General features: G+C 72.4%; 15 protein-coding genes and 1 pseudogene. 12 read left to right on the forward strand and 4 right to left on the reverse strand.

The genetic code is table 11. The features are described 5' to 3' along the window. Positions 1-157 precede the first annotated feature (157 nt). From KGS77_RS29620 to KGS77_RS29635, 4 genes are all read left to right on the forward strand, one after another. Entirely contained in the window at positions 158-1,273 is a 1,116-nt protein-coding gene (locus tag KGS77_RS29620; protein WP_242586189.1) for an LLM class flavin-dependent oxidoreductase, read from the forward strand. 1,380 nt (positions 1,274-2,653) lie between these two features. After that, positions 2,654-3,538, forward strand: coding sequence for a S1 family peptidase (locus KGS77_RS29625; RefSeq protein ID WP_242586190.1), 885 nt, complete (start codon positions 2,654-2,656; stop codon positions 3,536-3,538). Between the two features lie 181 nt (positions 3,539-3,719). Continuing rightward, the gene (locus KGS77_RS29630) at positions 3,720-4,688 is read left to right on the forward strand and encodes a slipin family protein (RefSeq protein WP_242586191.1); all 969 of its coding nucleotides are present in this window, start codon (positions 3,720-3,722) and stop codon (positions 4,686-4,688) included. A gap of 397 nt (positions 4,689-5,085) precedes the next feature. Next, the gene (locus KGS77_RS29635) at positions 5,086-6,162 is read left to right on the forward strand and encodes a S1 family peptidase (protein WP_347404547.1); all 1,077 of its coding nucleotides are present in this window, start codon (positions 5,086-5,088) and stop codon (positions 6,160-6,162) included. 171 nt (positions 6,163-6,333) lie between these two features. Here the strand turns inward: KGS77_RS29635 and KGS77_RS29640 are convergent, their stop codons facing one another. Continuing rightward, on the reverse strand, positions 6,334-6,630 hold the full coding sequence (locus KGS77_RS29640; RefSeq protein ID WP_242586193.1) for a metalloregulator ArsR/SmtB family transcription factor: 297 nt from the start codon (positions 6,628-6,630) through the stop codon (positions 6,334-6,336). Between the two features lie 79 nt (positions 6,631-6,709). Here KGS77_RS29640 and KGS77_RS29645 point away from each other — a divergent pair, with 79 nt between their 5' ends. After that, positions 6,710-8,188, forward strand: coding sequence for an MFS transporter (locus KGS77_RS29645; RefSeq protein ID WP_242586194.1), 1,479 nt, complete (start codon positions 6,710-6,712; stop codon positions 8,186-8,188). Positions 8,189-8,647: 459 nt separating this feature from the next. Here KGS77_RS29645 and KGS77_RS29650 read toward each other — a convergent pair whose 3' ends face one another. Further along, positions 8,648-9,181 (reverse strand): MarR family winged helix-turn-helix transcriptional regulator, encoded by a 534-nt coding sequence (locus tag KGS77_RS29650; RefSeq protein WP_242586195.1) that lies wholly within the window; start codon positions 9,179-9,181, stop codon positions 8,648-8,650. Positions 9,182-9,467: 286 nt separating this feature from the next. On the opposite strand from KGS77_RS29650, the pseudogene otr(B) reads away from it, so the two are divergent. Next, positions 9,468-11,114: pseudogene (gene otr(B) / locus KGS77_RS29655) on the forward strand (oxytetracycline resistance efflux MFS transporter OtrB); the annotation flags it as partial. 268 nt (positions 11,115-11,382) lie between these two features. Then, the gene (locus KGS77_RS29660) at positions 11,383-12,384 is read left to right on the forward strand and encodes an acetylserotonin O-methyltransferase (RefSeq protein WP_242586196.1); all 1,002 of its coding nucleotides are present in this window, start codon (positions 11,383-11,385) and stop codon (positions 12,382-12,384) included. Between the two features lie 150 nt (positions 12,385-12,534). On the opposite strand, the gene KGS77_RS29665 is transcribed toward KGS77_RS29660, so the two are convergent. Together KGS77_RS29665 and KGS77_RS29670 are read right to left on the reverse strand one after the other, a co-directional pair. Next, positions 12,535-13,002, reverse strand: a complete 468-nt coding sequence (locus KGS77_RS29665; RefSeq protein ID WP_242586197.1) for a subtilase-type protease inhibitor — start codon at positions 13,000-13,002, stop codon at positions 12,535-12,537. A gap of 436 nt (positions 13,003-13,438) precedes the next feature. Further along, entirely contained in the window at positions 13,439-14,494 is a 1,056-nt protein-coding gene (locus tag KGS77_RS29670; RefSeq protein WP_242586198.1) for an ABC transporter permease, read from the reverse strand. Positions 14,495-14,726: 232 nt separating this feature from the next. On the opposite strand from KGS77_RS29670, the gene dnaE reads away from it, so the two are divergent. From dnaE to KGS77_RS29695, 5 genes are all read left to right on the forward strand, one after another. After that, positions 14,727-18,740 (forward strand): DNA polymerase III subunit alpha, encoded by a 4,014-nt coding sequence (dnaE, locus tag KGS77_RS29675; protein ID WP_242586199.1) that lies wholly within the window; start codon positions 14,727-14,729, stop codon positions 18,738-18,740. Further along, the gene (locus KGS77_RS29680; RefSeq protein ID WP_242586200.1) at positions 18,737-19,825 is read left to right on the forward strand and encodes a helix-hairpin-helix domain-containing protein; all 1,089 of its coding nucleotides are present in this window, start codon (positions 18,737-18,739) and stop codon (positions 19,823-19,825) included. Before dnaE ends, KGS77_RS29680 begins: the two co-directional genes overlap by 4 nt. Positions 19,826-19,954: 129 nt before the next feature. Beyond that, entirely contained in the window at positions 19,955-21,568 is a 1,614-nt protein-coding gene (locus tag KGS77_RS29685; protein WP_242586201.1) for an alpha/beta hydrolase, read from the forward strand. Then, positions 21,565-23,352: a hypothetical protein gene (locus KGS77_RS29690; RefSeq protein WP_242586202.1), complete on the forward strand. Its 1,788-nt coding sequence runs from the start codon at positions 21,565-21,567 to the stop codon at positions 23,350-23,352. The genes KGS77_RS29685 and KGS77_RS29690 overlap by 4 nt, the downstream gene beginning before the upstream one ends. Then, complete coding sequence (locus KGS77_RS29695) at positions 23,349-24,797, forward strand: CHAT domain-containing protein (RefSeq protein ID WP_242586203.1); 1,449 nt, start codon at positions 23,349-23,351, stop codon at positions 24,795-24,797. The genes KGS77_RS29690 and KGS77_RS29695 overlap by 4 nt, the downstream gene beginning before the upstream one ends. Positions 24,798-25,030 lie beyond the last annotated feature (233 nt).

Below are 25,030 nucleotides of genomic sequence, written 5' to 3' on the forward strand. Positions count from 1 at the left end.
CGCACCGCCCTCAACGCCCCCGCACGCACCGACAACGCCCGCCCCGGCTGCCGACACACAACAGCCCCCGCACCCCCGACCCCCCAGTTTCCCCTTGGCCCCTCCCTTCCCTCCCCTCCCTTTCTCTCCCCCCCGCCGCCCGATGAAAGGCCCGCCCATGCCCGTACTCCGCCGCCCCCTCCACCTGGCCGCCGCACTCGACGGCCCCGGCGGCCCCGAGCGTGACGAGCCCGGACACCACGTCCGTCTCGCCCGTCTCGCCGAGCGCGGCACCCTTGACTTCGTGACGCTCGGCGACTCCTTCGGCCGGCCCGGTCCCGACGCGCTGGCCGTACTGGCCAGGGCGGCTGTGCTGACCGGGCGGATCGGTCTGGTCCCGACCGTCACCACCAGCCACACCGAACCGTTCCACCTCTTCACCGCCATCAGCACCCTGGAGCGGCTCAGCCGCGGCCGGGCGGGCTGGACGATCGACGTCCCGGCGCCCCCGACCGAGACCGCGCCTCCCGGCCGGCGACCCGCCGCTCCCGCCACTTCCACCACTTCCGCCGAGGAGCTGTGGCGCGAGACCACCGAGGCCACCGCCGCCGCCACCCAGCTCCGGACAGTCCGGACGGACGACGTCGCGACCCATGACGTACCGCCAGAACACGTCCCCGAGCGCGGCAATCGACCCCTTGCCGGCTTCCAGGACACGCCCCTCCCCATCTTCGGGCCCTCCAGCGTCCCCAGATCCCCACAGGGCCACCCGGTCATCGCCGTGGACGCGACCGAGGAGGTCGTACGGGACCTGGCCGCGACCCGCGCCGATGTCGCGTTCGTACGCGCCGAGGACCCGGAGACGGCCGGCGCGGTCCGGCGGGACCTGCGCGCACGGGCCCGTGCGCACGGCCGTGACCCGGACCGGCTGCTGGTACTGGCCTCGCTGCCGGTCGAGCTCTACACGTCCGGGGACGCCGTGGGACTGGCCGACCTCATCGGCGACTGGTACGCGGACGGCGCGGCCGACGGCTTCCATATCCGCCCCGCCGACCCCGTACGCGACCTCCCCCTCCTCGTCGACGGAACGGTCCCGGTGCTCCAACACCGCTGCCTGCTCCGCCGCTTCTACCCGGGGGCCACCCTGCGGGAACACCTGGGCCTACCCCGCCCCGCCGGCCGCCACACCACTCCACCCACACGATCCGCACAAAAAGAAAGCACGCCACCCCCCACACACGAAGAGACCCCGCGCGAGAACCCTGCACGCAAGGAAGAACCGATCCTCCGATGAACGCCCACCCACCGCACCGACAAATCCCCCTCACCGCACCCCCACACCTCCCCGACGCCAACACCACCCCCATGTGATCCGCCCCCCGATCTGAGCACCCGCGCTCCGGAACCCCAGAAACCCTCGCTCCGGCACTCCTGCTCCGGAAATCCCCACGCCGGGCGCCCCCGCTCCGACCACCCCTGCTCCGGAAATCCCCGCACTGGGAGCCCCGTGCTGGGCGCTCCTGCTCCGTGCTGGGGACCCCTGCTCCGGGAACTCCGCGCTTGAATCCCCGTGCTGGACCCCTGCTCCGGGCACCCCGCACTGGGCACTCCGCAACCCTGCTCCGGGCGTCCCGGGCCACGGTTCCGGCCGCCCGTCTTCGGGTAACCCCCCAGTTGGGAGAACGGGTGCGTTCGATTTGCCCAGTAGGTGCTCGGGGGGCGGGGTGGCAGCGGGGTGGCGTGTGTAGCGCCGCGTCGCGTACGTTCCGGTTCGCGCCCTCGATCCGTGCCCTGGTACGGGGGCCTGGCCGCCTGCTCTCGGTGCTTCGGTCCCGGGATTCGGCCGCTTGCCTCAGTGCTCCAGTGCCAGGGGCCAGCCGCTTGCCTCAGTGCTCCGGGCAAGGGGCTTGGCTGCTTGTCTCAGTGCTGCGGGGGAAGGGGGCCGGCTGCTTGTCTCGGTGCACCAGGTCAGGGTTCCGGCCGCCCGTCTTCGGGTAACCCCCAGCTGGGGGGACAGGTGTGTTCGATTCGTCCAGTTGGTGCCATGGGTGCTGTGGGTGTTGTGGGGTGCTCGGGACAGGCGGGGGCCGCGGGCTGGGGCGTGCGGGTGCGGTGCGGTGAGGGCGGCTAGCAGCGGTGCGGGGTGTCGGCCTCGGGGTGGGTGGTTGGCGGCCGTACGGGGCGTCGGCTCTGGGATGGGCGGCTGGTAGCGGTGCGGGGCGTTGGCTCTGGGATGGGCGGCTGGCGGCGGTATGTGGTGTCGGCCCCGGGGTGGGGTTCCGTCTTTCGTTCGCCTGTGTCGGCGGGGGCTCTTTTCCGTACGCCGTGCTGCGCGCCGGGGGAGGAGGGGGAACCGCGCCGGGCGGTGTCGCGTCCAAGGCGCGACCGAGGGGGTCAACCGCCGCCCCGGCGCGTGGGGTTGAGGCTGCCGGGGCGGTGCGGATCGGGTGCTCCGGGCGCGCGACGGGCTCCGTACGCGCGTCCGAAAGGCACCCTTGCGCGGCCGGAGCCGTACCCCGAGACTCCCGAGCAGCGCTTGTCAGGGGCACGCGAAAAACGGATGTGCGGATTCCAGCGTGCTCCGTGGCTGCGCCTCACGGGCCCGCCCTTCGGCGGCCCCCCGATCCCCCTCGGAGGAACAAGTGAGGAACGAGCGCCCCACCCCCGCAGCGGCATGACCAGACGCACCCGGCTGATCGCCGTCGCGTCCGGCCTGGCCGCGGTCGGAGCCGTCGCGCTGCCGACCGCGCACGCCGGCGAACCCGCCGCTGCCACCGCCCCCACCGTGTTCAGCGCGGCCCGGCTCGCCGCCGCCGGTGACGCCGTACGGACCGCGGATGTCGCCGGCACCGCCTGGGTTGTCGACAACAAGTCCCACACCGTCGTCGTCACCGCAGACAGCACCGTCTCGTCGGCGGAGATAGCGAAGATCAAGGCCGCCGCGGGCAGCAATGCCGGGGCGCTGCGCGTCGAGCGCGCCCCGGGCACGTTCCGCAAGCTCATCTCCGGCGGCGACGCGATCTACGCGCCCAGTTGGCGCTGCTCGCTCGGCTTCAACGTCCACAAGGGCAACACCAACTACTTCCTGACGGCCGGCCACTGCACCGAGGGCTACCCGAGGTGGTACACCGACTCCTCGCACACCACGGAGATCGGCCCGACCACCGGCTCCAGCTTCCCCGGCGACGACTACGGCATCGCGCAGTACACCAACACCTCGATACCCCACCCCGGTTCGGTCGGCGGTCAGCGCATCACCGCCGCCGCCGATCCGGCCGTCGGTCAGACGGTCACCCGGCGCGGCTCCACCACCGGCACCCACAGCGGCCGGGTCACCGGCCTGAACGCCACCGTCAACTACGGCAACGGCGACGTCGTGTACGGCCTGATCAAGACCACCGTGTGCGCCGAGCCCGGGGACAGCGGCGGACCGCTGTACCAGGGGAGCACGGCGTACGGCCTGACCTCCGGCGGCAGCGGCAACTGCCGTTCCGGTGGCACGACGTTCTTCCAGCCGGTCACCGAGGCACTGCGCGCGTACGGAGTGACCCTCAACTGATCCCGCACCGGGCCGTCGCGGCCCGCAGGACGGTCGCTGCGACCCCCGTTCGTCCTGGACGAGCGGGGGTTCTCCCGCGTCGGCGCCCGTTCGGGACGGGACCTTCGGCAGGGCTCTCGACCGTTTCACGGACCGGGCATACCGTGGTGAGGACGCCCGACTCGGACGGCAGGGGGCCGTGATGGTCGAGGAACTGGTGACGGCCGGGGTGGCGCTGGCCTCGGCGGGCGCGGTGTACGTGATGGCGGCGGCCCGTGTCGTCAAGCAGTACGAACGGGGCGTGGTCCTGCGGCTGGGACGGCTGACGTCCGCCGTCCGGGAGCCGGGCTTCACCATGATCGTTCCGTTGGTCGACCGGATGCGCAAGGTCAACATGCAGATCGTCACGATGCCGGTGCCCGCCCAGGAGGGCATCACCCACGACAACGTGACCGTCCGGGTCGACGCGGTGGTCTACTTCAAGGTCGTGGACGCCGCTGACGCGGTGGTCAAGGTCGAGGACTACCGCTTCGCGGTCTCCCAGGTCGCCCAGACCTCGCTGCGCTCCATCATCGGCAAGAGCGACCTGGACGACCTGCTCTCCAACCGCGAGAAGCTCAACCAGGGGCTCGAAGTGATGATCGACAGCCCGGCGCTGGGCTGGGGGGTGCAGATCGACCGGGTGGAGATCAAGGACGTGTCGCTGCCGGAGACGATGAAACGGTCGATGGCGCGGCAGGCGGAGGCCACCCGCGACCGGCGCGCCCGCGTCATCAACGCCGATGCCGAGCTCCAGGCGTCCAAGAAGCTGGCCGAGGCGGCGCAGGCGATGTCCGACCAGCCCGCGGCGCTCCAACTCCGGCTGCTCCAGACCGTGGTGGCGGTCGCCGCGGAGAAGAACTCCACTCTCGTATTGCCGTTCCCGGTCGAGCTGCTGCGCTTCTTGGAGCGCTCGGGGCTTGAGGCCCAGGCGCGGACCGAGGCGTACGAGCGGTCCGGCGGCGACGTCCGTACGGGTGCCGGCTCCCGTACGGACGTCGTCGCACGTACCGATGCCGGGGCCGGACCCGAGGATGCCGTCGCCGACGCCGGGGACGGGCAACCCAGCTCCGATACACGGCACTTGAGGAGGCCGCTGGAGGAGCTGCCCGAGGCGGAGCAGCTCCCGTAGCCCGTGTCCGTAGTCCTTGGCCCATACCCCGTAGCCGAGTAGGGGCGATGTGTGCGGGGCGCGGGGCGCGGGGGGAGTGTGGGGCGCGAATGGCGTTCTTGTAGGGCGGTTTTCGGACAGGTGTAGTCCTTGCGCGCACGCTTTCACCGTCTTGGCCAAGTAGCGCCTGTGGGGGCTTAGTTCGTTCCCATGTACGAATGTGAAAGATGGGAATACGTCGGTGCGTATTGGCATGGACGCGACCTCCAGCGGAAAAGGTAAATATGGAGGCTTTGTTCGTGTCCTGTTCTGTAGCCCCGTAACTCAGTAACTCAGTAACTCCGTAACCCGAGTAATTCCTCCCGGGCTCCGCGCGTACATCTCAGGCCGGGCCCAACCCCCCACGAGAGGCATCGAGTTGAACCAACGACGCATTTCCCATTGGCGGGTGGCCGCGGCCGGCACGGGCGCTCTCGCCTTCGTGACCGCGGCCACCTTCACCCTGGCCGGCACCGACGCCAACGCCGCCCCCGCACCGACCTCCGCCGTCCGCACACTGACTCCCGCCGCGGCGTCCGCGCTGGCAACCCGGCTCCCGGACGGCACCGCCGGCTCGTACTACGACGCCAAGGCCCGCACGCTCGTGGTCGACGTGGTGGACGAGGCGAGCGCAGCGGCCGTACGGGCCAAGGGCGCCCGGCCCAGAACCGTCAGCCACTCGCGCGCCGAACTCGACGCGGCCCGGCGGACGCTGGAGTTCAGGGCCGCGATCCCCGGCACGTCCTGGTCGGTCGACCCCAGGATCAACAAGGTCCTGGTCACCGCCGACCGTACGGTCAAGGGGGCCGCGCTCAAGCGGCTCGCGGCGGTCGTCCGCGGCCTCGGTGACCGGGCGCGGATCCAGTACACCAAGGGGGAGTTCAAACCCCTCATCGCCGGCGGCGACGCCATCTGGGGCAGCGACTCCCGCTGCTCGCTCGGCTTCAACGTGACCAGGGGCGGCCGGCCGTACTTCCTGACGGCCGGGCACTGCGGGAGTCAGGTGCCGAGCTGGTCGGACACCCAGGGTGGGGCCCGGATAGCGGCGACGGTGGACGCCCGGTTCCCGGGCGACGACTTCGCGCTGGTGAGGTACACCGCGAACACCGAGCACCCGAGTGAGGTGAACCTCTACGACGGTGGCACCCAGCCGATCACCCGGGCCGGTGAGGCGGTGGTGGGGCAGTCGGTGCAGCGCAGCGGCAGCACCTCGCAGGTGCACCAGGGCGTGGTCACCGGCCTGGACGAAACCGTGAACTACCAGCAGGGGCCGGTGCACGGCCTGATCAGGACCACCGTCTGCGCCGAGCCGGGCGACAGCGGCGGTCCGCTCTTCGACGGCGCGACCGCGCTGGGTCTGACCTCCGGCGGCAGCGGTGACTGCACCGAGGGCGGGCAGACCTTCTTCCAGCCGGTGACGGAGCCCCTCGCGGTGTACGGGGCGCGGCTCGGCTGACGGACCCGCGTCCGCCGTTCCTCTCCTGCGGCGACGCGACGGCCTCCGCCACGCACGCGAACGACGCGGCGTGGCGGGGGCCTTCGCCGTGCGCGCCGTGTCCGCCGTCCGACGTGCCCGCTGCCTGCCGTGCCCGCCGCCCGCCGTACCCGCTGTCCCGGCCGGCGCCGTTCAGCCTGCGTCGGCCAGTCGTACGGGCGTGAGCTGCCCAAGGAGTTCCCGCAGCGCGGCCACGGCCTCGGACCGTACCGAATAGCAGATCTGGACTCCGCGCCGCCGGGTGACGACCAGCCCGGCCTCGCGCAGCACCTTCAGGTGCTGGCTGATCGTCGGCTGGGACACCTCGAAGAGGTCCGTGAAGTCACAGGCGCAGGTCTCGGGCCGCTCGGCCAGTTCACGCATGATGCCCAGCCGCACCGGGTGCCCCAGGGCCCGCAGCATCGCCACGTCCGATTGCTTCTCCGTCACGCTTGACAGCGTATCAAGCCCTCCCTATATAGTCCGATCGCTATTTAAGGAAACGACTATATAGGGAGGACGGGAACTCATGGAGAAGTCCGGCGAGAGAGCAACTCCCAAGGACGCAGCGGCTTTGACGCGAGAGCCGGGGAGACCGGGGAAGCCGGGGGAGGGCGCGGGCGCGCCGGGAAAGAGCGCGAGTGCGCCGGACGGGGAAGGCGTCTTCTCCGCCCGCTACCGCGCCCTGACCGCGGGGCTGGTCTTATCGGTGACCCTGGTCGCCTTCCTCTGGCTCGGCGTGGCCACGGTCCTCCCGCGCACCGCCGAAGAACTCGGCGGACTGGGCCTGTTCGGGTGGGCCTTCACTGCGTTCATGCTGGCCAACCTCTTCGGGACGGTGGTCGCGGGCCAGGGCGCCGACCGCGCCGGACCGATCCGTCCCTACCTCCAGATGTTCGCGCTCTTCGTCATCGGGTGTCTTGTCGCCGCGGTCGCGGACAACTGGTACGTGTTCCTGGTCGGCCGGACCCTGCAAGGCGCGGGCGTCGGCGGCGTACTGGCCCTGGCGTACCTGATCGTCGGCCGGGCCTACCCCGACGCGCTGCGGTCGCGGATGCTCGCCCTGGTGGCCTCGGCCTGGACGCTGCCCGCCCTGCTGGGCCCGGCTGTCGCGGGCGCCATCGCCGAGGCGAGCAACTGGCGGGTGGTCTTCCTGGTCCTGGTGCCGCTGGTCCCGCTCGGCGTACTGCTGACCCTGCCCGGCCTGCGTACCCTCGGCCCGCCCGAAGGCCCGGCACCGGACCGGCGCCGCATCCCGCTCACCCTGCTCCTGGTGGCCGGCGCGGGCGCCCTGCTGGCCGGGCTGGAGGAGCGCAACGTGGTGATCATGGTGCCGCTCGTGGTGGCGGGCGCGGCGGTGGCGCTGCCGGTGCTGCGCACGCTGCTGCCGCCCGGCACGCTGACCGTCCGGCGCGGTATGCCGGCCGGCATGATCGTACGGGGCCTGGTCAGCACCGCGTACTACGGCGCCGAATCGTTCTTTCCGCTGAGCATGGCGCAGGTCCTGGGCCTGAACACACTGGAGTCGGGACTGGCCCTCTCGGCGGGCGCGCTCACCTGGGTCAGCGGGGCGTGGATCCAGGCGAAGCTGGACGCCCGCGGCGGCGGCAAGGGACGGCACACCCGGGTCGTCGTGGGCTTCTTCCTCCTGCTGGCCGGCGACGCGCTGATCGCCGTGGCCATCGGTACGGCGCTGCACAGCATCGCTCTCGCCGTCCTCGGCTGGGCCCTCGCCGGATTCGGCATGGGCCTGGTCTACCCCGCGGTGACCACCATCGTCCTGTCCCTGGCGCCGAAGGGGCAGGAAGGCGCGGCCAGTTCGAACCTCCAGCTCTCCGAGACGCTGTCGGTGGCCGTGATGACCGGAGTGGGCACCGCGGCCGGCGCCTACGGGGCCGCCCACGGCTGGGCGCGGCACGCCTCCCTCGGTGTCGTCTTCACGATCACAGCGGTGGCGGCCCTGCTGGGCATCGGCGCCGGACTCCGTACGGCCGTACGGAAGTCCTAGGCCCTGTCGTCAGACGGTGCTCACCCAGAGCAGGAACGACATCAGGGTGACCGCTGCTTCGTAGGAGGCGGCGGTCCTGCCGTACTTGATGGCGGTGGCTCGCAAGTGCTTCGGTCCGTCCGATGCCGCCGGCCGCAGCGGTGCGGGTGGCGCATGCCGAGCCGCTGCTTCGCCGGCTCCACCCCTGGACCGGTGTGGGGGAGCTGCACTTCAGCAGGTGCACGGAGATCCGCTACACCTGGGACACTCCCTACATCGGGACACTGGGAGGCGGCCGGTACTACGTCGATGGGCCGAGCCGGACCAGCCCGCGGATTGCCGAGACGGACAGCGCGCAGGCCACGGTAACGATGGTCATCGATCGCCTGCCACCGCACTGCGGACCGGCCTTCATCGGTGATGCAGAAGGACTGGCCGCCTACGAGAGGGCGCGAGAGGGCGGGTGGAAGCGGCCGGACGTCAGAGGGACGGTCGGACCGCTGCGGGTTCCGGTGCCGGGTGGGCGTCCAGTTTCTCGCGCAGGCGGCGCAGTACCGCGATCGTCGTGTGCATGTCCTGCGGCGGGATGTCCTCGGCCAGGTGCTCCAGCCATCGCTGTTCCAAGGGGCGCAGATCGTCCAGGGCCTGCCGGCCGTGCGCGGTGAGTTCGACCAGCGGGCTGCGCTGGTCCCGGGGGTTGGGGCGGGTCGTCACCACGCCCTCGGTGCGCAGCCGCTCGACGGTCTGCTGGACCGCCTGCCGCCGCAGCCCCCGTTCGCGGGCCAGGCGGGCGACCGTCGAGGGGCCGTCGAGCAGCAGTCCGGCGACCTGCCAGCGTGCCGAGGTGAGACCGACGTGAGCACAGAGGCGGTCTCCTTCGCGGAGCAGGCGGCCGTTGACCGCGAAGACCTCGGTGGTCACCTCGATCAGGGCGTCCACGTCCGACGGGGCTTCCGGGCCGGGCGGGGTGTCCGAGTCGGGCAGGGCGTCCGCGTCCGGGGCTGAGGAGTGCATGGTCACAGCGTAGGGCCTCCCCCCGGGAAGACGACAAGGACTTGTCAAAAGCTTCGGGGGTGATTACGCTCGGCGTCCGGCCGCGGGTCGGCTGTGAGTGGATTTGCTCAGTTGTGTGCGCGTATGGGTATTTGTGTACCCCTAAGAGTGGTTACGCAACGTGCATACAGTACGTACGCGGTGTGCACGCGCAGGCCGAGTACGTGGCAGAGGCTGGAACCGCCGGCCGATGAGTCCGCAGTCCCGAGAGCCCCAAGAGTCCCGATAGTCCCGAGAGTGAGGAACCGTGTCATCCGCAGAACCGGGCGCCGCCGAGGCCGAGAAGGTCGCCGGGGCGTTCACCCACCGGCAGATCCTGACGGCCATGTCGGGGCTGCTGCTGGCCGTGTTCCTCGCCGCACTGGACCAGACGGTCATCGCCACCGCGATGCGCACCATCGCGGACGACCTCCACGGCCAGACCGAACAGGCGTGGGCGACGTCCGCCTACCTCATCGCGTCCGTCCTGGCGATGCCGTTCTACGGCAAGCTCTCCGACATCTACGGGCGCAAGCCCATGTACCTGGTCTCGATCGCCGTGTTCGTCGTCGGTTCGGTGCTGTGCGGCACGGCCGGCTCCATGGCGGAACTGGCCCTTTTCCGGGCGGTCCAGGGCCTGGGCGGCGGCGGGCTGATGTCCCTGCCCACCGCCGTGGTCGCCGATCTGGCCCCGGTGCGCGAGCGTGGCCGCTACTTCGCCTTCCTGCAGATGGCCTGGGTGGCGGCCAGTGTCGTCGGCCCGCTGGCGGGCGGGTTCTTCGCGGAGGCCGGCGAGGTGTTCGGCGTCGACGGCTGGCGCTGGGTGTTCCTGCTCAACGTGCCGCTGGGGCTGCTCGCCCTGGTCACCGTACGCAAGGCCCTCGCGCTGCCGCACCAGAGGCGGGAGCACCGGATCGACGTGCTGGGGGCGGGGGCGCTGGCGCTGTTCCTGGTGCCCCTGCTGATCGTGGCCGAGCAGGGCCGTTCCTGGGGCTGGGGCTCGCCGGCCTCCCTCGCCTGCTTCGCGCTGGGCGCGGCCGGACTGGCGCTGTTCGTCCCCGTGGAACTGCGGCGCGGGGACGAGGCCGTGCTGCCGCTGCGGCTCTTCCGGCGGGGCGGTATCGCCCTGTGCTCGGCGGTCAACTTCACGATCGGCGTCGGCATCTTCGGTACGGTCACCACCCTGCCGCTGTTCCTCCAGATGGTTCAGGGCCGGACCCCGACCGAGGCCGGGCTGGTGGTCATCCCCTTCATGGTGGGCACCATCGCCTCCCAGATGGTCTCCGGCAAACTCATCGCGGCCTCGGGCCGGTTCAAGAAGCTCGCCGTCGTCGGCCTGGGTTCCATGTCCGGGGCGCTGCTGACCCTGGCCACCGCCGACGAGGGAACGCCGATGTGGGGCATCACCCTGATCGTCTGCTGGCTCGGTGCCGGCATCGGGCTGTCCCAGACCGTCATCACGCTGGCCATGCAGAGCGCGGCGCCCAAGAGCCAACTGGGGGTGGCGAACGCCGCGTCGGGCCTGTGCCGGCAGATCGGCGGCTCCACCGGTATCGCCGTTCTGTTCTCCGTCATGTTCGCAACGGCCCTCGGGCGCCTGGCCGATCTGCTGCACACCCCCCGCTTCGCGCACGTCCTGGCGGATCCGGCGGTCACCGCGGACCCCGCCAACCACCGCTTCTTGAACCTGGTGGAGTCGGGCCGCGGGGCCGGGATCGACCTCGACGACACCTCCTTGCTCCAGGGCATCGACGCCAGGCTGGCGCAACCGGTCACGGAGTCCTTCGCGCACGGCTTCCACGTCGTGTTCCTCGCCGCCGGTGCGGTGCTGCTGGCCGGGTTCGTCCTGACCTGGTTCCTGCGCGAACTCCAGGAGGACACACCGGAACCGGAGCGCGCACGGCAGGCCGGCAGCGGTACGGGGCGGGCGGCGGCCGGGGGTGAAACGGCCGGGGTGAAACGGCCGGGCGGGGGCCTTCAGCCGTCGTGCGCCCGGGACCACACTGGGCGCCATGACGACGCCCCCGGCTTCTTCGCCCCCTCCCACCCCGCCTTCGGCCTCCTCGACTCCGCCCCCGGCCTCTTCGGCTCCGCCCCCGTCTTCCTCGACTCCGCCGTCGCTCCCTCCGCTCGCCAGGATCATGCAGCTCGCCACGGGCGGCTGGGTGGCCCAGGCGCTGAGCGTGGCGGCCACGCTCGGGGTCGCCGACGAACTGGCCGACGGGCCACGGCGCGTGGAGGACGTCGCCGAGGCGGTCGGCGCGCACCCGGACACCCTCTACCGGCTGCTGCGGGCCCTGGCCGGCGCGGGGGTGTTCCAGGAACTCGACGGCCGGCGCTTCGCCCCGGCCCCCGCCGGTGAACTGCTGCGCTCCGGCGTCCCGGGGTCGTTGCGCGACTGGCTCCAGTGGGTCGGCCACCCCCTGCCCCGCCAGGCGTGGGGAGCGCTGCTGGAGAGCGTACGCACGGGGGAGTCCGCCTTCGAGCGGGTGCACGGTACCGACGTGGTCGCCTACGTACAGGACCGTCCGCAGGAGGCGGAGCTGTTCCGCAGGGCGATGAAGACGATGACCGGCCAAGTGATCCAGGCCGTCGTCGCCGCCTACGACTTCGGCGCCTTCGGCACCGTCGTGGACGTCGGCGGCGCGCGGGGCGAGTTCATCGCCGCGGCCCTGGCGGCCGAGCCGAAGGCGCGCGGGGTCTTCCTCGATCTGCCGCACCTCCTCGCCGAAGCCCGGGAGACCGTACGGGAAGCGGGCGTGGCCGACCGCTGCGAGCTGGTGGCCGGGGACCTCCGCGAGTCCGTACCGCCGGGCGGCGACGCCTACGTCCTGTTCAACGTGCTCCACAACTGGGACGACGAGCAGGCCGTCCGCATCCTGGCCAACTGCCGTACCGCGCTGGGTGACAGGGAGGAGGGGCGGGTCCTGGTGTCCGAGGTCGTCCTCCCGGACGGGCCTGAACCTTCCCTGGCCGCATGGATCGACCTGGAGCTGCTGGTCATCGCCCGCACCGGCACCCGGCAGCGCACCGCGCGGGAGTACCGGGAGCTCTGTGCCCGGGCGGGCCTGCGGCCGGTCCGTACGGTGCCGGGCCCCGGCACGCTCCAGATCCTGGAGGCCGCGGTCACGGCCGGTTCCGCGTACGGCGGTGGCGCGGACCGCCGTACGGAAGACGCCTCGTAGCGGCATAGCGGCATAGCGACAGAACGGCATAGCGGCAGAAAACGACCGTGCCCGTGCACGCCGTCCGGACCGACGGCGTACGCGGGCACGGTCGCGTACGGCTGCGGCCTCCCGGTGCGCGGGTGCGGTACGCACCGGGAGGCCGGTCCGCTAGAACTCGAAGGTCACACCCTTGCCGGCGTTCATCATGCAGGAGTTGCCGAAGGTGTGCTCGTACGAGACCCGGCGCCCCTCCCAGACGCCCTGGGCCGTCACCACGACCGGGCTCCACTCCTTGGTACAGGCACGGTCGGAGGGGGCCTCGGTCACCTTGGCGAACTCGCCGCCCACGCCGCGCAGTTCGGCGCACGCACCGCTCGGGTCGGGGTGGCTGCCGGAGGCGGACGGAGTGCAAGTGAGCGTCACCGCCCGCTGTACCGTGGAAGCCTCGGCGGTGTCACCGCCGCGTCCGACGGTGAGTACGAGCGCCGAGGGCGCGTACAGGCTCTTCGGCTGGACCGGCTGCGCCTGTGCCGTGGTGGCCAGGCCGCCCAGAACAACCGCGGCCCCCAGCGCGATTCCCCAGTGATGTACCGCATTCCGAACACTCCCTTGTTGGCGGTTCCAGATACCGGACACGAGTCTGACTCAACTCCCGCCTCAAAGGCACACCGATCGATCACTTCCGGTCGTTGGTTGAAAGCACTGGGTAATGGCGCGAAGCGTGTGGCGGTCGCGGTGCGTGAGGCCTCCAACACCCGTGCGGCCAGCGGGAATCCGGAATCCCGGCATCCCGGGCCGTCGGTTGGCAGGGAGGAAAATGGCCAACATTCGTGGAAACCAAGGCTTGAGCGTGCTTCTACCCGCCGCAAGTAATGGCTGAAGTAGGTTCAAGGCGGGAAGTCGAAGGGGGTGTTGTGCCCCTCCGTGAAGGGGTGCGGACACCCGCGCGTCGCGCCGGGGCCACCGCCGGGTCACCGTGCGGCCACCGCACGCCCCTGCCGCACGCCCCTGCTGCGCGCCCCCTGCCGCATGGCCTCTATCTCGCCACCGCTACTGCTTTATTTCGCCACCCCTACTGCACGACCTCGCTCCGGTTGATCGTCTCCCGCCCCTTGCGCAGCGAGGCGAAGACGAGCGTGAGGACGGTGGCGACCACGGCCCACGCGCACAGCACCAGCAGCGGACCGGTGACCGCGTTGCCGTGGAAGTACGCGATGGACCGGGCCGTCCAGGTTCCCGCGCCCGGCGGCAGCGCGGGCCCGATCGCGCGCCAGAAGTCCGGCAGCAGCGGATAGGGGTAGGCGCCGCCCGCGCTCGGGTTGCCGGCGATCACGACCACGAGGATGGTCAGCCCGATGCCGATGATCCCGGCGATGCCCTGGAAGGCGAACGTGGTGGCGCCCACCGCGAAGACCAGCAGCGCGCCCAGGCCCCACAGGGCGGCCACACTGCCGGGCAGCGCGCCGAGGACCGGCCCGACGACGACCGCCCCGGCCAGGCCGGTCAGGACCGAATAGACCGCCAGCGCCCCGAGCCGGATGACCGCCCGCTTGGTGTTGACGGGGCGGGCGCCGTAGCTGACGGCGAGGATCGCGGCGCACAGATAGCCGCCGACGCACCAGCCGATCACGAGGTAGAAGGAGGACAGGCCGCGGGCGTCGTCCGGGTCCGCCGGGGCCACGTCCTGGGTCCGTACCGTACGCTTCTGCTCCTTTTCCGCCCGGGTGAGGACCGTCTCGACCGCCTGGGAGAGCGAGGCGCCGCTGCCGGTGGCGAGAAGCAGCTTGTCGGTGCTGCCGCGGGGGTCGACGACCAGCGCGGCGTCGATCTTCCGTTCCTTGATCTGCCGGACGGCGTCGGCCTCGGAGGGAGCCGTACGCGGGTCCAGGGGGGAGCCCGGCAGCTTGCCGAGCCGGTCCGTCAACTGCCCGCCGGCCTGCGCGGGGGCGACGACCGCGACCGGGACGTCCCTGGGTTTGGGGGAGTGGAAGGCGCCGGTGTACGACGCGATGAACAGGGCCGTCAGGGCCAGTACGCCGATCATCAGCAGCGCCGCCCGCGCCGTCACCGCGTCCCTGACCTCCTCCATGAAGGTGGTGCGGCTGCCGTTGTCCGTCGTGGTGGCCATGTGCCACTCCTCGCCCGGTCGTCCTGTGGGGGTGCATCGAAGCGCCGAAGAATTTTGTCCATGTATCTCCCGATACATCCTCCGGTTGCTGCCGATCTTCCGCAGGTCGAGCGGGTCTGTTCGAGGGGTCGAACAGTGCATTCGTACGCACGTTCGAGAAAAGAGTTATGGTGGGGACCGAGGCGGGGGACACAGGATCGGTCAGGGGGTGTACGAGCGGCAGGAGGCGCGGATGCCAGGGTTCACGCATCTGCACACCGCGTCGGGATACTCCCCGCGGTACGGCGCCTCGCATCCCGAGCGGCTCGCCGAGCGCGCCGCCGAGCGCCACATGGACGCCCTCGCGCTGACCGACCGGGACGGCCTGGCCGGAGCCGTCCGGTTCGCCAAGGCTGCCGCGAAGGCGGGGATCCGCCCGCTGTTCGGCACCGAGCTGGCGGTGGGGGAGCGGGAGCGGTCATCGGCCGACGCGGGCCGGAGCACGGGCACGGACCGGAGCATGAGCGCGGGCCGGAGTACGAGCACGGCCCGGAGCGCAGGCGTGGCCCGGGACACGGTCCGGCGGCGCAACCCCGTACGCGGCGGGGCGTTCGTCGACGAGTCGGCGGCCCGCGCCGTCTTCCTCGCCCGGGACGGCGCGGCCGGCTGGGCCGCGCTGTGCCGCCTGGTCACGGCCGCGCACGCCGGCGGGGAGAAGCCCCCCGTACTGCCGTGGCAGGCCCTGGCGACGGCGGCGGACGCGGTGACCGTCCTGCTGGGACCCGACTCCGAGCCCGGACGGGCGCTGGCCGCCGGCCGCCCCGACCGCGCCGCCCGGCTCCTGGCTCCCTGGCGCGAGCTGTACGGTGACGCGCTGCGCCTGGAAGTTCTCGACCACGGCCGCCCGGGCACCGGCCCCGGCTCGACCCGGCTGGCCGCCCGCACCCTGGGCTTCGCCGTCGACCAGGGCGTACGTGCCGTACTGACCAACGCCGTCCGCTACGCCGACCCCGGCCAGGGCCCGGTCGCCGACGTCCTGGACTCCGCCCGCCGCCTGGTGCCGGTGGACCGCCACCGCCCCGGCGCCCGGGACAGCGGCGAGCGCTGGCTCAAGGACGCGGACGCCATGGCCCGTACCGCCGGGCGGATCGCCGAGGCGGCCGGCTTCCGGCGCGGGACCGCCCACCGGCTGCTCGCCATGACCGAGGAGACGGCCGGGGAGTGCCTGGTCGACCCGGAGGACGACATCGGGCTCGGCACCGTCCACTTCCCCGAACCGCACCTGGTGGGCGCCGGGCGCCGCACGGCCGCGCGGGTGCTGGCCTCGCGCTGCGCCGCCGCCATGGTGCTGCGCGGCTACGACCGCGACCGCGCCTACTGGGAGCGGATGCACCACGAGCTGGACATCATCGGCCACCACGGCTTCGCCTCGTACTTCCTGACCGTGGCCCAGGTCGTCCAGGACACCCGGGAGCTGGGCATACGGGTCACCGCACGCGGCTCCGGCGCGGGCTCGCTGGTCAACCACCTGCTCGGCATCGCCCACGCCGACCCCGTCGAGCACGGGCTGCTGATGGAGCGTTTCTTGTCCAAGAACCGGGCCGTGCTGCCCGACATCGACATCGACGTGGAGTCCGCCCGCCGCCTGGAGGTCTACCGCGCGATCTTCGACCGCTTCGGCGCGGAGCGGGTGGCGACCGTCGCCATGCCCGAGACCTACCGGGTACGGCACGCCGTACGGGACGTGGGCGCCGCCATGGGCATGGACCCCGCCGAGGTGGACCGACTGGCCAAGTCCTTCCCGCACATCCGGGCCCGGGACGCGCGCGCCGCGCTCGCGGAGCTGCCGGAGCTGCGCGGCGTGGACGCGGAGAAGTACGGGCCGATGTGGGGTCTGGTCGAGGCGCTGGACGGGCTGCCGCGGGGGGTCGCCATGCACCCGTGCGGGGTGCTGCTCTCCGACGCCTCGCTGACGGCCCGTACCCCCGTGGTGCCCACCACCGGCGAGGTCCCCCACCTCGGCGAGGGCACGGGGAGCGCCCCCATCCCGATGTCGCAGTTCGACAAGGACGACGTGGAGGAGATGGGGCTGCTCAAGCTCGACGTGCTGGGGGTGCGGATGCAGTCCGCGATGGCGCACGCGGTCACCGAGATCGAACGGGCCACCGGGCGGGCCGTCGACCTGGACGACCCGGCGCAGGTGCCGCCGGGCGACCCCGCCACGTACGGCCTGATCCGCTCCACCGAGACGCTCGGCTGCTTCCAGATCGAGTCGCCCGGCCAGCGCGACCTGGTCGGGCGGCTTCAGCCGGCCACCTTCCACGACCTGGTGGTGGACATCTCGCTCTTCCGGCCGGGACCGGTCGCCGCCGACATGGTGCGGCCCTTCATCGAGGCCCGGCACGGCCGCAGGGCCGCCCGCTATCCGCATCCGGACCTCGAAGAGGCGCTGCGCGAGACGTACGGGGTCGTGGTCTTCCACGAGCAGATCATCGAGATCCTGCGGATCATGACCGGCTGCGGGCGTGGCGAGGCGGACGAGAAGCGGCGCGCGCTGTCGCGTCCGGAGTTCCAGGGGAAGATCCGCGCCTGGTTCGCGGAGCGCGCGGAGCGGCGGGGGTACGCCCCCGAAGTGATCACGCACACCTGGGAGATCGTCGAGGCGTTCGGGTCATACGGCTTCTGCAAGGCGCATGCCGTGGCCTTCGCGGTGCCGACCTACCAGTCCGCCTGGCTCAAGGCGCACCACCCGGCGGCCTTCTATGCCGGGCTGCTCACCCATGACCCCGGGATGTACCCCAAGCGGCTGCTGCTGGCGGACGCGCGGCGGCGGGGGGTGCCGGTGCTGCCGCTGGATGTGAACCGGTCGGCGGTCGGTCATCGAATCGAACTGGTGTCTGGTTCGGGCTTTCCTGGTTCTGGTTCGGGCCTTTCTGGTTCCGGTTCGGGCCGCCCTGGCCCGGGTTCTGATCTTCCTGGTCCGGGCCCGGATCTCCCTCGTAAGGGCATATGGGGGCTGCGGCTCGCGCTCTGCGATGTGCACGGCATGAGTGAGGCCGAGGTCGAACGGATCGCGGCCGGGCAGCCCTACGTCTCCCTCCAGGACTTCTGGCAGCGGGCCCGCCCGGGGCGGCCGGTGGCCGAACGCCTCGCCCGGGTCGGCGCGCTGGACGCCTTCGGCGCCAACCGCCGGGACCTGCTGCTGCACCTCGCCGAGCTCCACGCCCGGCAACGAGGCGCGCACCAGGGGCAGTTGACGCTGGCGGACGAGGGAGGCGGCGGATCCGGCGGTACGGCCGAGGGAGCCGGGGCCGCCGCTTCCGTCGCGCCCCTGGGGCTGCCCGACCTGAGCGACGTCGAACGGCTCAGCGCCGAGCTGGGCGTCCTGGGCATGGACGCCTCCCGGCACCTGATGAGCGACCACCGGGAGTTCCTCGCCGAGCTGGGCGCGCTGCCGGCCAGAAGCCTGCGCGACGCCCGGCACGGTGAGACGGTGCTGGTCGCCGGGGCCAAGGCCGCCACCCAGACCCCGCCGATCCGCTCCGGCCGCCGGGTCATCTTCACCACCCTGGACGACAGTACGGGCCTGGTCGACTGCGCCTTCTTCGACGACTCGCACGCGACCTGTGCCCACACCGTCTTCCACTCCTGGCTGCTGCTGGTACGCGGTACGGTCCAGCGGCGCGGGCCACGCAGCTTCAGCGTGGTCGCCTCCGCCGCCTGGAACCTTGCCGAACTGGCCGGACTGCGCCGTGAGGGCGGGCTGGCGGCGGTCACCGCCCGGCTCGCGGAAGGCGGCGGCGGGCGACCGGCTCCGGATGAGACGGTTCTGTACGAGACGGCTCCGGTGGAGAGGACCGGGCGCGAGACGGCTGAGCGCGAGTTGGCTGAGCGCGAGTCGGCCGGGGACGACGGGGCGGTTGGGAGTGGTGGGGTTTCGACGGCCACGGCTCCGGACGGTACGGCCGTGGCGGCGCGCAGGGTGCAGGGCGAGCCGGTCCGGTCGGGGTCGGCCCGTCCCGAGGCGACCTGGGCGGGAACGGCTCCGGCGGCGGCCGGTGGCGCCGGGGCCGAGAGCGCCGGGGACGGGAACGGGGACGGGGACGGTACGGCTGAGGGCGGTGCAGCCGAAGGCGCCGCGGCCGGGCGCACCATCCGGCTGGAGACCGGCTACGAGCTGCACCCCTGGGCCGACCTCCGGCCCGCGGGCGACCACGCCGCCACCGGACGCAAGCTGTGGCACGCCAGCCCGGGGAGCGCGGGATGACCCCCGAACCCGAAACGGCCTCCCGGACAGCCGGTACGGAACCCGTGCCCGGTACGGAATCCGCGTCGGGCACGGAACCCGCGTCGGGCACGGGCCGCGAGGTGCTGTACATACGGTTCCGGACCGCTGAGGACACCTCCCCCGACGAGGAGACCTACGAACAACTCCTGCGCCTGCTCGGCCGGTTCACCCCCGTGATCGAGGCGCTGCCGCCCGACGCCGCGCTGGCCGACGTCCGGGGCGCACGGCGGTACTTCGGGCGGGACGCGGCAGGCATCGCCGAGCTGGTACGACTGCGGGCGCTGGCCTGGTACGGCGTGCGCTGCACCATCGGGATCGCCGCCAACCCGCTGCTCGCGCGGATGGCGGCCCAGGGCGCCGCCCCGGGCGAGACCCGGACGGTTCCCGGGGACTCCGGGGCCGTCGCCGCGTTCCTCGCCCGTAAGCCCGCCGTCGCGCTGTACGGCGTCGGGCCCGCGACCGCGCGCAAGCTGTGCTCGTACGGACTGGACAGCGTCGGGCGGATCGCCGCCGCGCCGTCCGCCACGCTCCAGCGGATCCTGGGGGCGGAGACCGGCCGTACGGTGCACGAGCGGGCGCGCGGCCTGGACCCGACCCCGGTGACGCCCAACGCGTCCGCCCGGTCGATGGGCGCCGAACACCGCTTCGCGTACGACGAGCTGGACCCCGAACGGCGCCGGCGCGCGCTGCTCACGCTGGCGGACGACCTCGGCTCCCGTATGCGCGCGAGCGGGCAGGCCGCCCGCGCGCTCACTCTCACCGTCCGCTACGCCGACCGCTCCACGACGACGCGTACCCGGCGGCTGGCCGAGCCGACCGCGCACGGCCCGGCGCTGACCGCCGCCGCCTACGCGCTGCATGCCGCGCTCGGACTGCAACGGGCACGCGTACGCGCCGTGGCGCTGCGCGCGGAGGACCTGTGCCGGGCCGAACTCGCCAGCCGGCAGTTGATGTTCGACCCGTCCGACGACAAGGCCCGCCGGATCGAGGCGGCCGTGGACCGGGCGCGGAAGCGCTTCGGGCAGGGTGCGGTACGGCCCGCGGCGAAGCTCGGTCCCGGATGAGACCGGACGCCCGCCTTCCGTGACGTTCTGTTACAAGCGGCCGATTGACCGGGGGCGGCCGACCGCAGGACACTTCCGGCTACCGGGGCGGGCCCAGGGGGGAACATGGCCGACCAAGGACGACCTGACGTGCGACCGGACGCGGACGACGGCGGGCAGGTCACACGGGGCGTGGGAGACGTACGGGTCACCAGGGGCTCGGACGCGAAGGGCACGCCGGACGCGCCGGACTCGTACCGGGAACACAACGAACACCGGGAACACAACGAACACGAGGAGAGCGAGACGCGCGGGAAGCCCGACGCGTACGGTGATCAGTACACGCCGAGCGCGGGGCGGGACACGGACATCGTCCCCTTCGGCGCCTCGGGGGAGTGCCGCGGGCCGCGTACGTACGAAGCGGTCCTCGATTCCCTGCGCAGGACGGACGCGACGGACGTCCTGCTCTTCGCGCACGGCTGGAACAACACCTACGACAAGGCCATACGGTGGTACGGATCGTTCCTGGCCGGCGTGGCGGACACGCCCGGCCTGCGGGCCCACCCCATCGGCGTCGTCTGGCCCAGCACCGCCCTCGTCCTGCCCGGGGAGAGAGGGCCGGCGATGGCCGGGTGGGGGGCGGCGCGGGAAGCCGCGGCGCCCGCCGGACCGGGCGGCGCCGCCGTCACCGAGGAGCTGGACCCCCGATTACGGGGACGCTACGAGCAGTTGGCGGGAGCGTCCCGGCTGGGCGCCGAGGAGGCGGCGGAGTTCGCCCGCATCCTCGCGCCGCTGTGGGGACGGGAGGTGGCGGCCGAGGACCTGCTGTGGCGCTGGCGGCAGACACCGGACCTGCTGACGGACGGCGCGGATGGTGCGGATAGCGCGGATGGCGAAGACGACGCGGGTGCTGTCCAGGGGAACCAGGAGCCGGGCCGGGAAGAGGAGCGGCACGGCCGCGTGCCAGGGGAGTTCGGGTTCGTCGGCAAGTGGGGAGGGGACCCGTACCCGCAGGAGCCCGACTCCGCCGGGGCGCTCGGCTGGGCCGACCCCCGGCTGCTCATCCGCCTCACCACCGTCCTGCTCATGAAGGACCGCGCCGCCCGCGTCGGCGCCCGGGGCGTCGGCCGGCTGCTGCGCGACATCCTCACCGCCACCGACCTCCCCGTACGGCTCGTCGGCCACTCCTACGGCGCCCGGGTCCTGCTCTCCGCGCTGTGCGGACCGCCGTTGCCGCGCCCCGTCGATTCGGTGCTGCTCCTCCAAGGAGCCGTCTCCCGGATGTGCTTCGCCGCCGACGCGGACGGCACCGGACGCCCCGGCGGCTACCGGGCGGCCCTGGACCGGGACCGTACCGTGCAACCCGTCCTGACCACGTTCAGCAGTGCGGACCTGCCGCTGACCCGGCTCTTCCACTGGGCGGTACGACGCCCGGCCGACCTCGGCGAGGCCCGTATCGCCGGCGGTGACCACCCCGGCCCGGGCACCGACGAGTACGGCCCCGGCCCCGAGGACGTACGCCGCCGTGTGCCCAGCCGCTACGCCGCGCTCGGCGGCTACGGACCCGGCGGCTGCGGCGCCGAATGCCGGTGGCTGCGCGCCCAACTGCCCGATACGCGCTACGACCTCACCGACGAGACCGTACGCCTGCTCGCCCTGGACGCGTCCCAGGCCATCAAGGGACACGGCGACATCAGCAACCCCGCCACCTGGTGGGCGCTGAGCAACCAGATCACCGCCTCGGCGCCCGGACGGCGGCCATGACCAGCTCCTTGAGGGGACGCGGCGGGCCGCTGCCCCTGCGCATCAGACTGGAGCGCGAACGCGGCCCGGAAGGCGTCACCTCCTCCGTCACCTTCGAACTGGCCGCGGACGTCGGCGAACCGGTACAGGTCGCCGGCTGCTCCCCGCTCGTCCTGGGCCTGCCCCAGGACATAAGCGACCTGGAATGCCCGCCCCGGCGCTCGCCGCGGGTCTTCCTCGTACCGCAGCAGATCACCCGGGCCATCCACGAGGCGGCCCGCAAGATCGGGGACGGGCGGTGGGAAGCCCTCTGGCTGGAATTCCCGCGCCCCTCCGGCTGCCTGAGCATGCTGCCCTGGGAGCGGATGCTCCACTACGGCGACCACGGGCTGCCGATCGTACGGCGTCCGTACTCCCTCGTACGGCCGTGGACCCCGGAGGACTCCCTCGAAGTGGTGCTCTGCGCGAGCGTGCTGCCACCGCCGGCCAACCCCGCGTACGGAGAGCTGCCGCGCACCGCCTCGGGCGCCGCCTCAGAAGCCGTCGACACGATCCTGCACACGGTCCGTACGGTCATCGGCGAGGTCCGGCGCAGGACCCGGGTCCATGTCTTCGCCGCCCCCATGCTCCAGGACGCGCTGCGCCCGCACGCCGGACGGCACGCGGACCTGGAGCTGATCGTGCACGACCCGGCCACCGCGGCGGGAGCGGGCGGCCCCCAGGACCCCACCGACCCGGTGCACAACCCCTGGCTGCGCTGGATCCGCGGGGAACTGGGGCAGTGCGCCGCGGACGTGGTGCACGTCATCGGCGACGGAGCCCTGATGGGCGGCGAGGGCACGCTGATCCTCCAGCAGTTGACGGAGAACGGCGCGGACGGCTCCCACCACGGTCCGACGGCCGTCGGAGCGGCCGAACTGTCGACCTTCCTGATGCAGGTCGGGGCATGGTCGCTGGTGCTCAGCGGCACACCGGGCAACGTATCGGACTGCGGGCTGCGCGAACTCGCCGACAGCGTGGCACGCGTCCAGCCCGGCTCGATGCTCGTCCACGAGAGCGCCCACGACCCACGGCTGACGGCACTGGCCTCCGGCTACGCCTTCCTCTACCGCACCGAGGACACCCGGCCACCGGTCACCAACGCCCTGAGCACCTGGGCCTACCCGCTCACCCTGGACTACCACTTCAACAGCGGCGCCGAACCGGTCACCCTCAACGCGGCCCGGCTGCTGCTGGACGAGAAGGGCCACACGGCCATCTACGGGGACCGCATCGAGAACGTCATGGCGGCCGAGGCCACCCCGATGTGGCTCGCCGCCAGCATCCGCTACCTCGAACGCGTACAGGCGCAGTGGCTGCCGCCGCCCTCGGGCAACGACGACAAGTCCTGCCTGGCGCCCTGGCAGGACGCCAAGTACGCGCTGAACCAGGCGGTCTCCCTGCTCGAACGCGTCCTTTGGCCACAGGACCGCGGGCCGGGGGCGGGCGGTGGCGTGCCGGGGCAGGACCGCGGGCCGGGGGCGGGCGGTGTGCCCGGGCCGGCCCGTATACCTGGGCCGAGCCGCGTACCGGAAGCAGAACGTGTACCGGAAACGGAACGTGCACCGGATACGTCACGCACACCAGAAACATCACGCACACCGAAGACGGAACGCACACCGGAAACATCACGCACACCGAAGACGGAACGCGCACCGGAAGCATCACGCGCACCGGACACCTCACACGCACTGGACACCTCACACGCACCGGACACAGAACGCGTACCAGGAGCAGAGAACGCGCGGGGAAGGCGACGCCCATGAGGATCACCAACGGCGCCCGGGTCGTCGTCCGCCTGGACACCTGTTTCCAGGGCCGGGAGCCGCGCGGGCTGCTGCTCACCCTCGAAGAGCCGTACGGCGTCACGACCTGCCCGCCGCACCTGGTGGTGTACGACCACACCGACCCGGCGCTGCGCGCACTGGAGGAGGAGCCGATGGAGGAGGGGGCCGTCGGCGAGGCGGGGGACTTCCTGCACCATCTGCTCGGCCAGAACCCGCACGCCGCCAAGGCCCTGGACCACGCGCTGCTGGCGGACGAGGGCCAGCGGGTACCGGTCTTCGTCCACGACTGCTCCCACGGGTGGGGCGAACACCTCCCCTGGGAGGTGCTGCGCTCCCCGGAAGGCATCTTCCTCAACCTCGCCGAACAGTGGCCGGTCAACCGCATGGTCAGCTCCGTGAGGATCGGCGCCCGCCCCCGCGCCCTGGAGTCCGGCGGCCCGCTGCGCATCGTCGCCGTACTGTCGTGCGTGGGGATCTCCGCGGTCCACGAATGGAACGCGCTGATCGAGGCGGTCGGTACGGAAGGCAAGGCCATCGACCTGGACCTGCTCGTCCTGACCGGTGAACGCGGGCTGCGGGACACGATACGGGCCGGCATGCCCTTCACCGGCGGCGTCAACGTGGTCGTCGACTCCATCCCCCAGTACCGCGAGGAACTGCTCCCGCTCGTCAAGGACTTCGGGCCGCACATCCTGCACTTCTTCTGCCACGGCTCGGCCCACCAGGGCCCGCACATCGAACTGGCCACCGCCTCCGACTGGGACGGCCTGGGCACCCGGAGCTCACTGCACCTGGAGGCCGAGAACATCATCGAGATGACCACCGTCGACAGCCGGCCGTGGCTGACCGTACTGAACTGCTGCTCCGGCGCGGCTCCGGCCCAGGAGGGGTACGGGTCCCTGGCGCGCAGGCTCGTGACGGCCGGCGGCTTCCCGGCGGTCGTCGGCCGCCGCGAGCCGATCGCCGCCGAGGAGGCGCAGGAACTGACCAAGTCCCTGTACCGGGAACTGTTCGCCGCCCTGCGCGAACGGGGACTGCGCCGTACCCGGCCCGAGGACGTGGACTGGTTCGAGCCGCTGCGCAGGACCCGCAAACTGCTGCTGCGGGCACACAGCGTCTCCAGGACGGAACCGGTCGCGGCAGCCGCCAGCAGGGAATGGGCGCGGCCGGTGCTCTACCTGGCGCGGGACACCCGCTACGGCGGCGGGGGCGGCGGCAACGGCACCACGGGCAACGGCCACCCCTCGCCCGACGGCCCACTGCCGGACGACGTCCGCATCGAACTGGACATCCTGTGGGGGCTCCTGCGCGCACCGCACCAACCTCCGGCCCGCTTCTGCCGCGCCATCGAGGCAGAAGCCGACTCCCTCCTGGATCGCCGCCCCTGGGAAAGCAACCCCGAGGAACACGGCGAACGAGTGTGAACCAGCCCCGGCCCGGACCACGGATGGACCCGCAGACCGCCCAAAAGAACGCGCAGGACGCGGAGCCCGAACCCCGCCCGAGCGCCGCCCCCGAGCAGCCGTGGCAGAGCACCGGACCCGGACCCGGACCCGGTCCCGGACCCGGACCCGGGCACGAGTCCAGGTCCGGGACCGGGCCTCGGCCGGGTGCCGGGTCCGAGTGGTGGCAGGGTGTCGGGTCTGAGGTGCGGCCG

The sequence above is a fragment of the Streptomyces sp. MST-110588 genome, from assembly GCF_022695595.1.
Lineage (GTDB): Bacteria > Actinomycetota > Actinomycetes > Streptomycetales > Streptomycetaceae > Streptomyces.

Bases quoted from the DNA above. Each gene is read 5' to 3' on its own strand.
- KGS77_RS29620 (WP_242586189.1), top strand. From the start codon at position 158: ATGCCCGTACTCCGCCGCCCCCTCCACCTGGCCGCCGCACTCGACGGC.
- KGS77_RS29625 (WP_242586190.1), top strand. From the start codon at position 2,654: ATGACCAGACGCACCCGGCTGATCGCCGTCGCGTCCGGCCTGGCCGCG.
- KGS77_RS29630 (WP_242586191.1), top strand. From the start codon at position 3,720: ATGGTCGAGGAACTGGTGACGGCCGGGGTGGCGCTGGCCTCGGCGGGC.
- KGS77_RS29645 (WP_242586194.1), top strand. From the start codon at position 6,710: ATGGAGAAGTCCGGCGAGAGAGCAACTCCCAAGGACGCAGCGGCTTTG.
- KGS77_RS29650 (WP_242586195.1), bottom strand. From the start codon at position 9,181: ATGCACTCCTCAGCCCCGGACGCGGACGCCCTGCCCGACTCGGACACC.
- KGS77_RS29670 (WP_242586198.1), bottom strand. From the start codon at position 14,494: ATGGCCACCACGACGGACAACGGCAGCCGCACCACCTTCATGGAGGAG.
- dnaE (WP_242586199.1), top strand. From the start codon at position 14,727: ATGCCAGGGTTCACGCATCTGCACACCGCGTCGGGATACTCCCCGCGG.
- KGS77_RS29680 (WP_242586200.1), top strand. From the start codon at position 18,737: ATGACCCCCGAACCCGAAACGGCCTCCCGGACAGCCGGTACGGAACCC.
- KGS77_RS29690 (WP_242586202.1), top strand. From the start codon at position 21,565: ATGACCAGCTCCTTGAGGGGACGCGGCGGGCCGCTGCCCCTGCGCATC.
- KGS77_RS29695 (WP_242586203.1), top strand. From the start codon at position 23,349: ATGAGGATCACCAACGGCGCCCGGGTCGTCGTCCGCCTGGACACCTGT.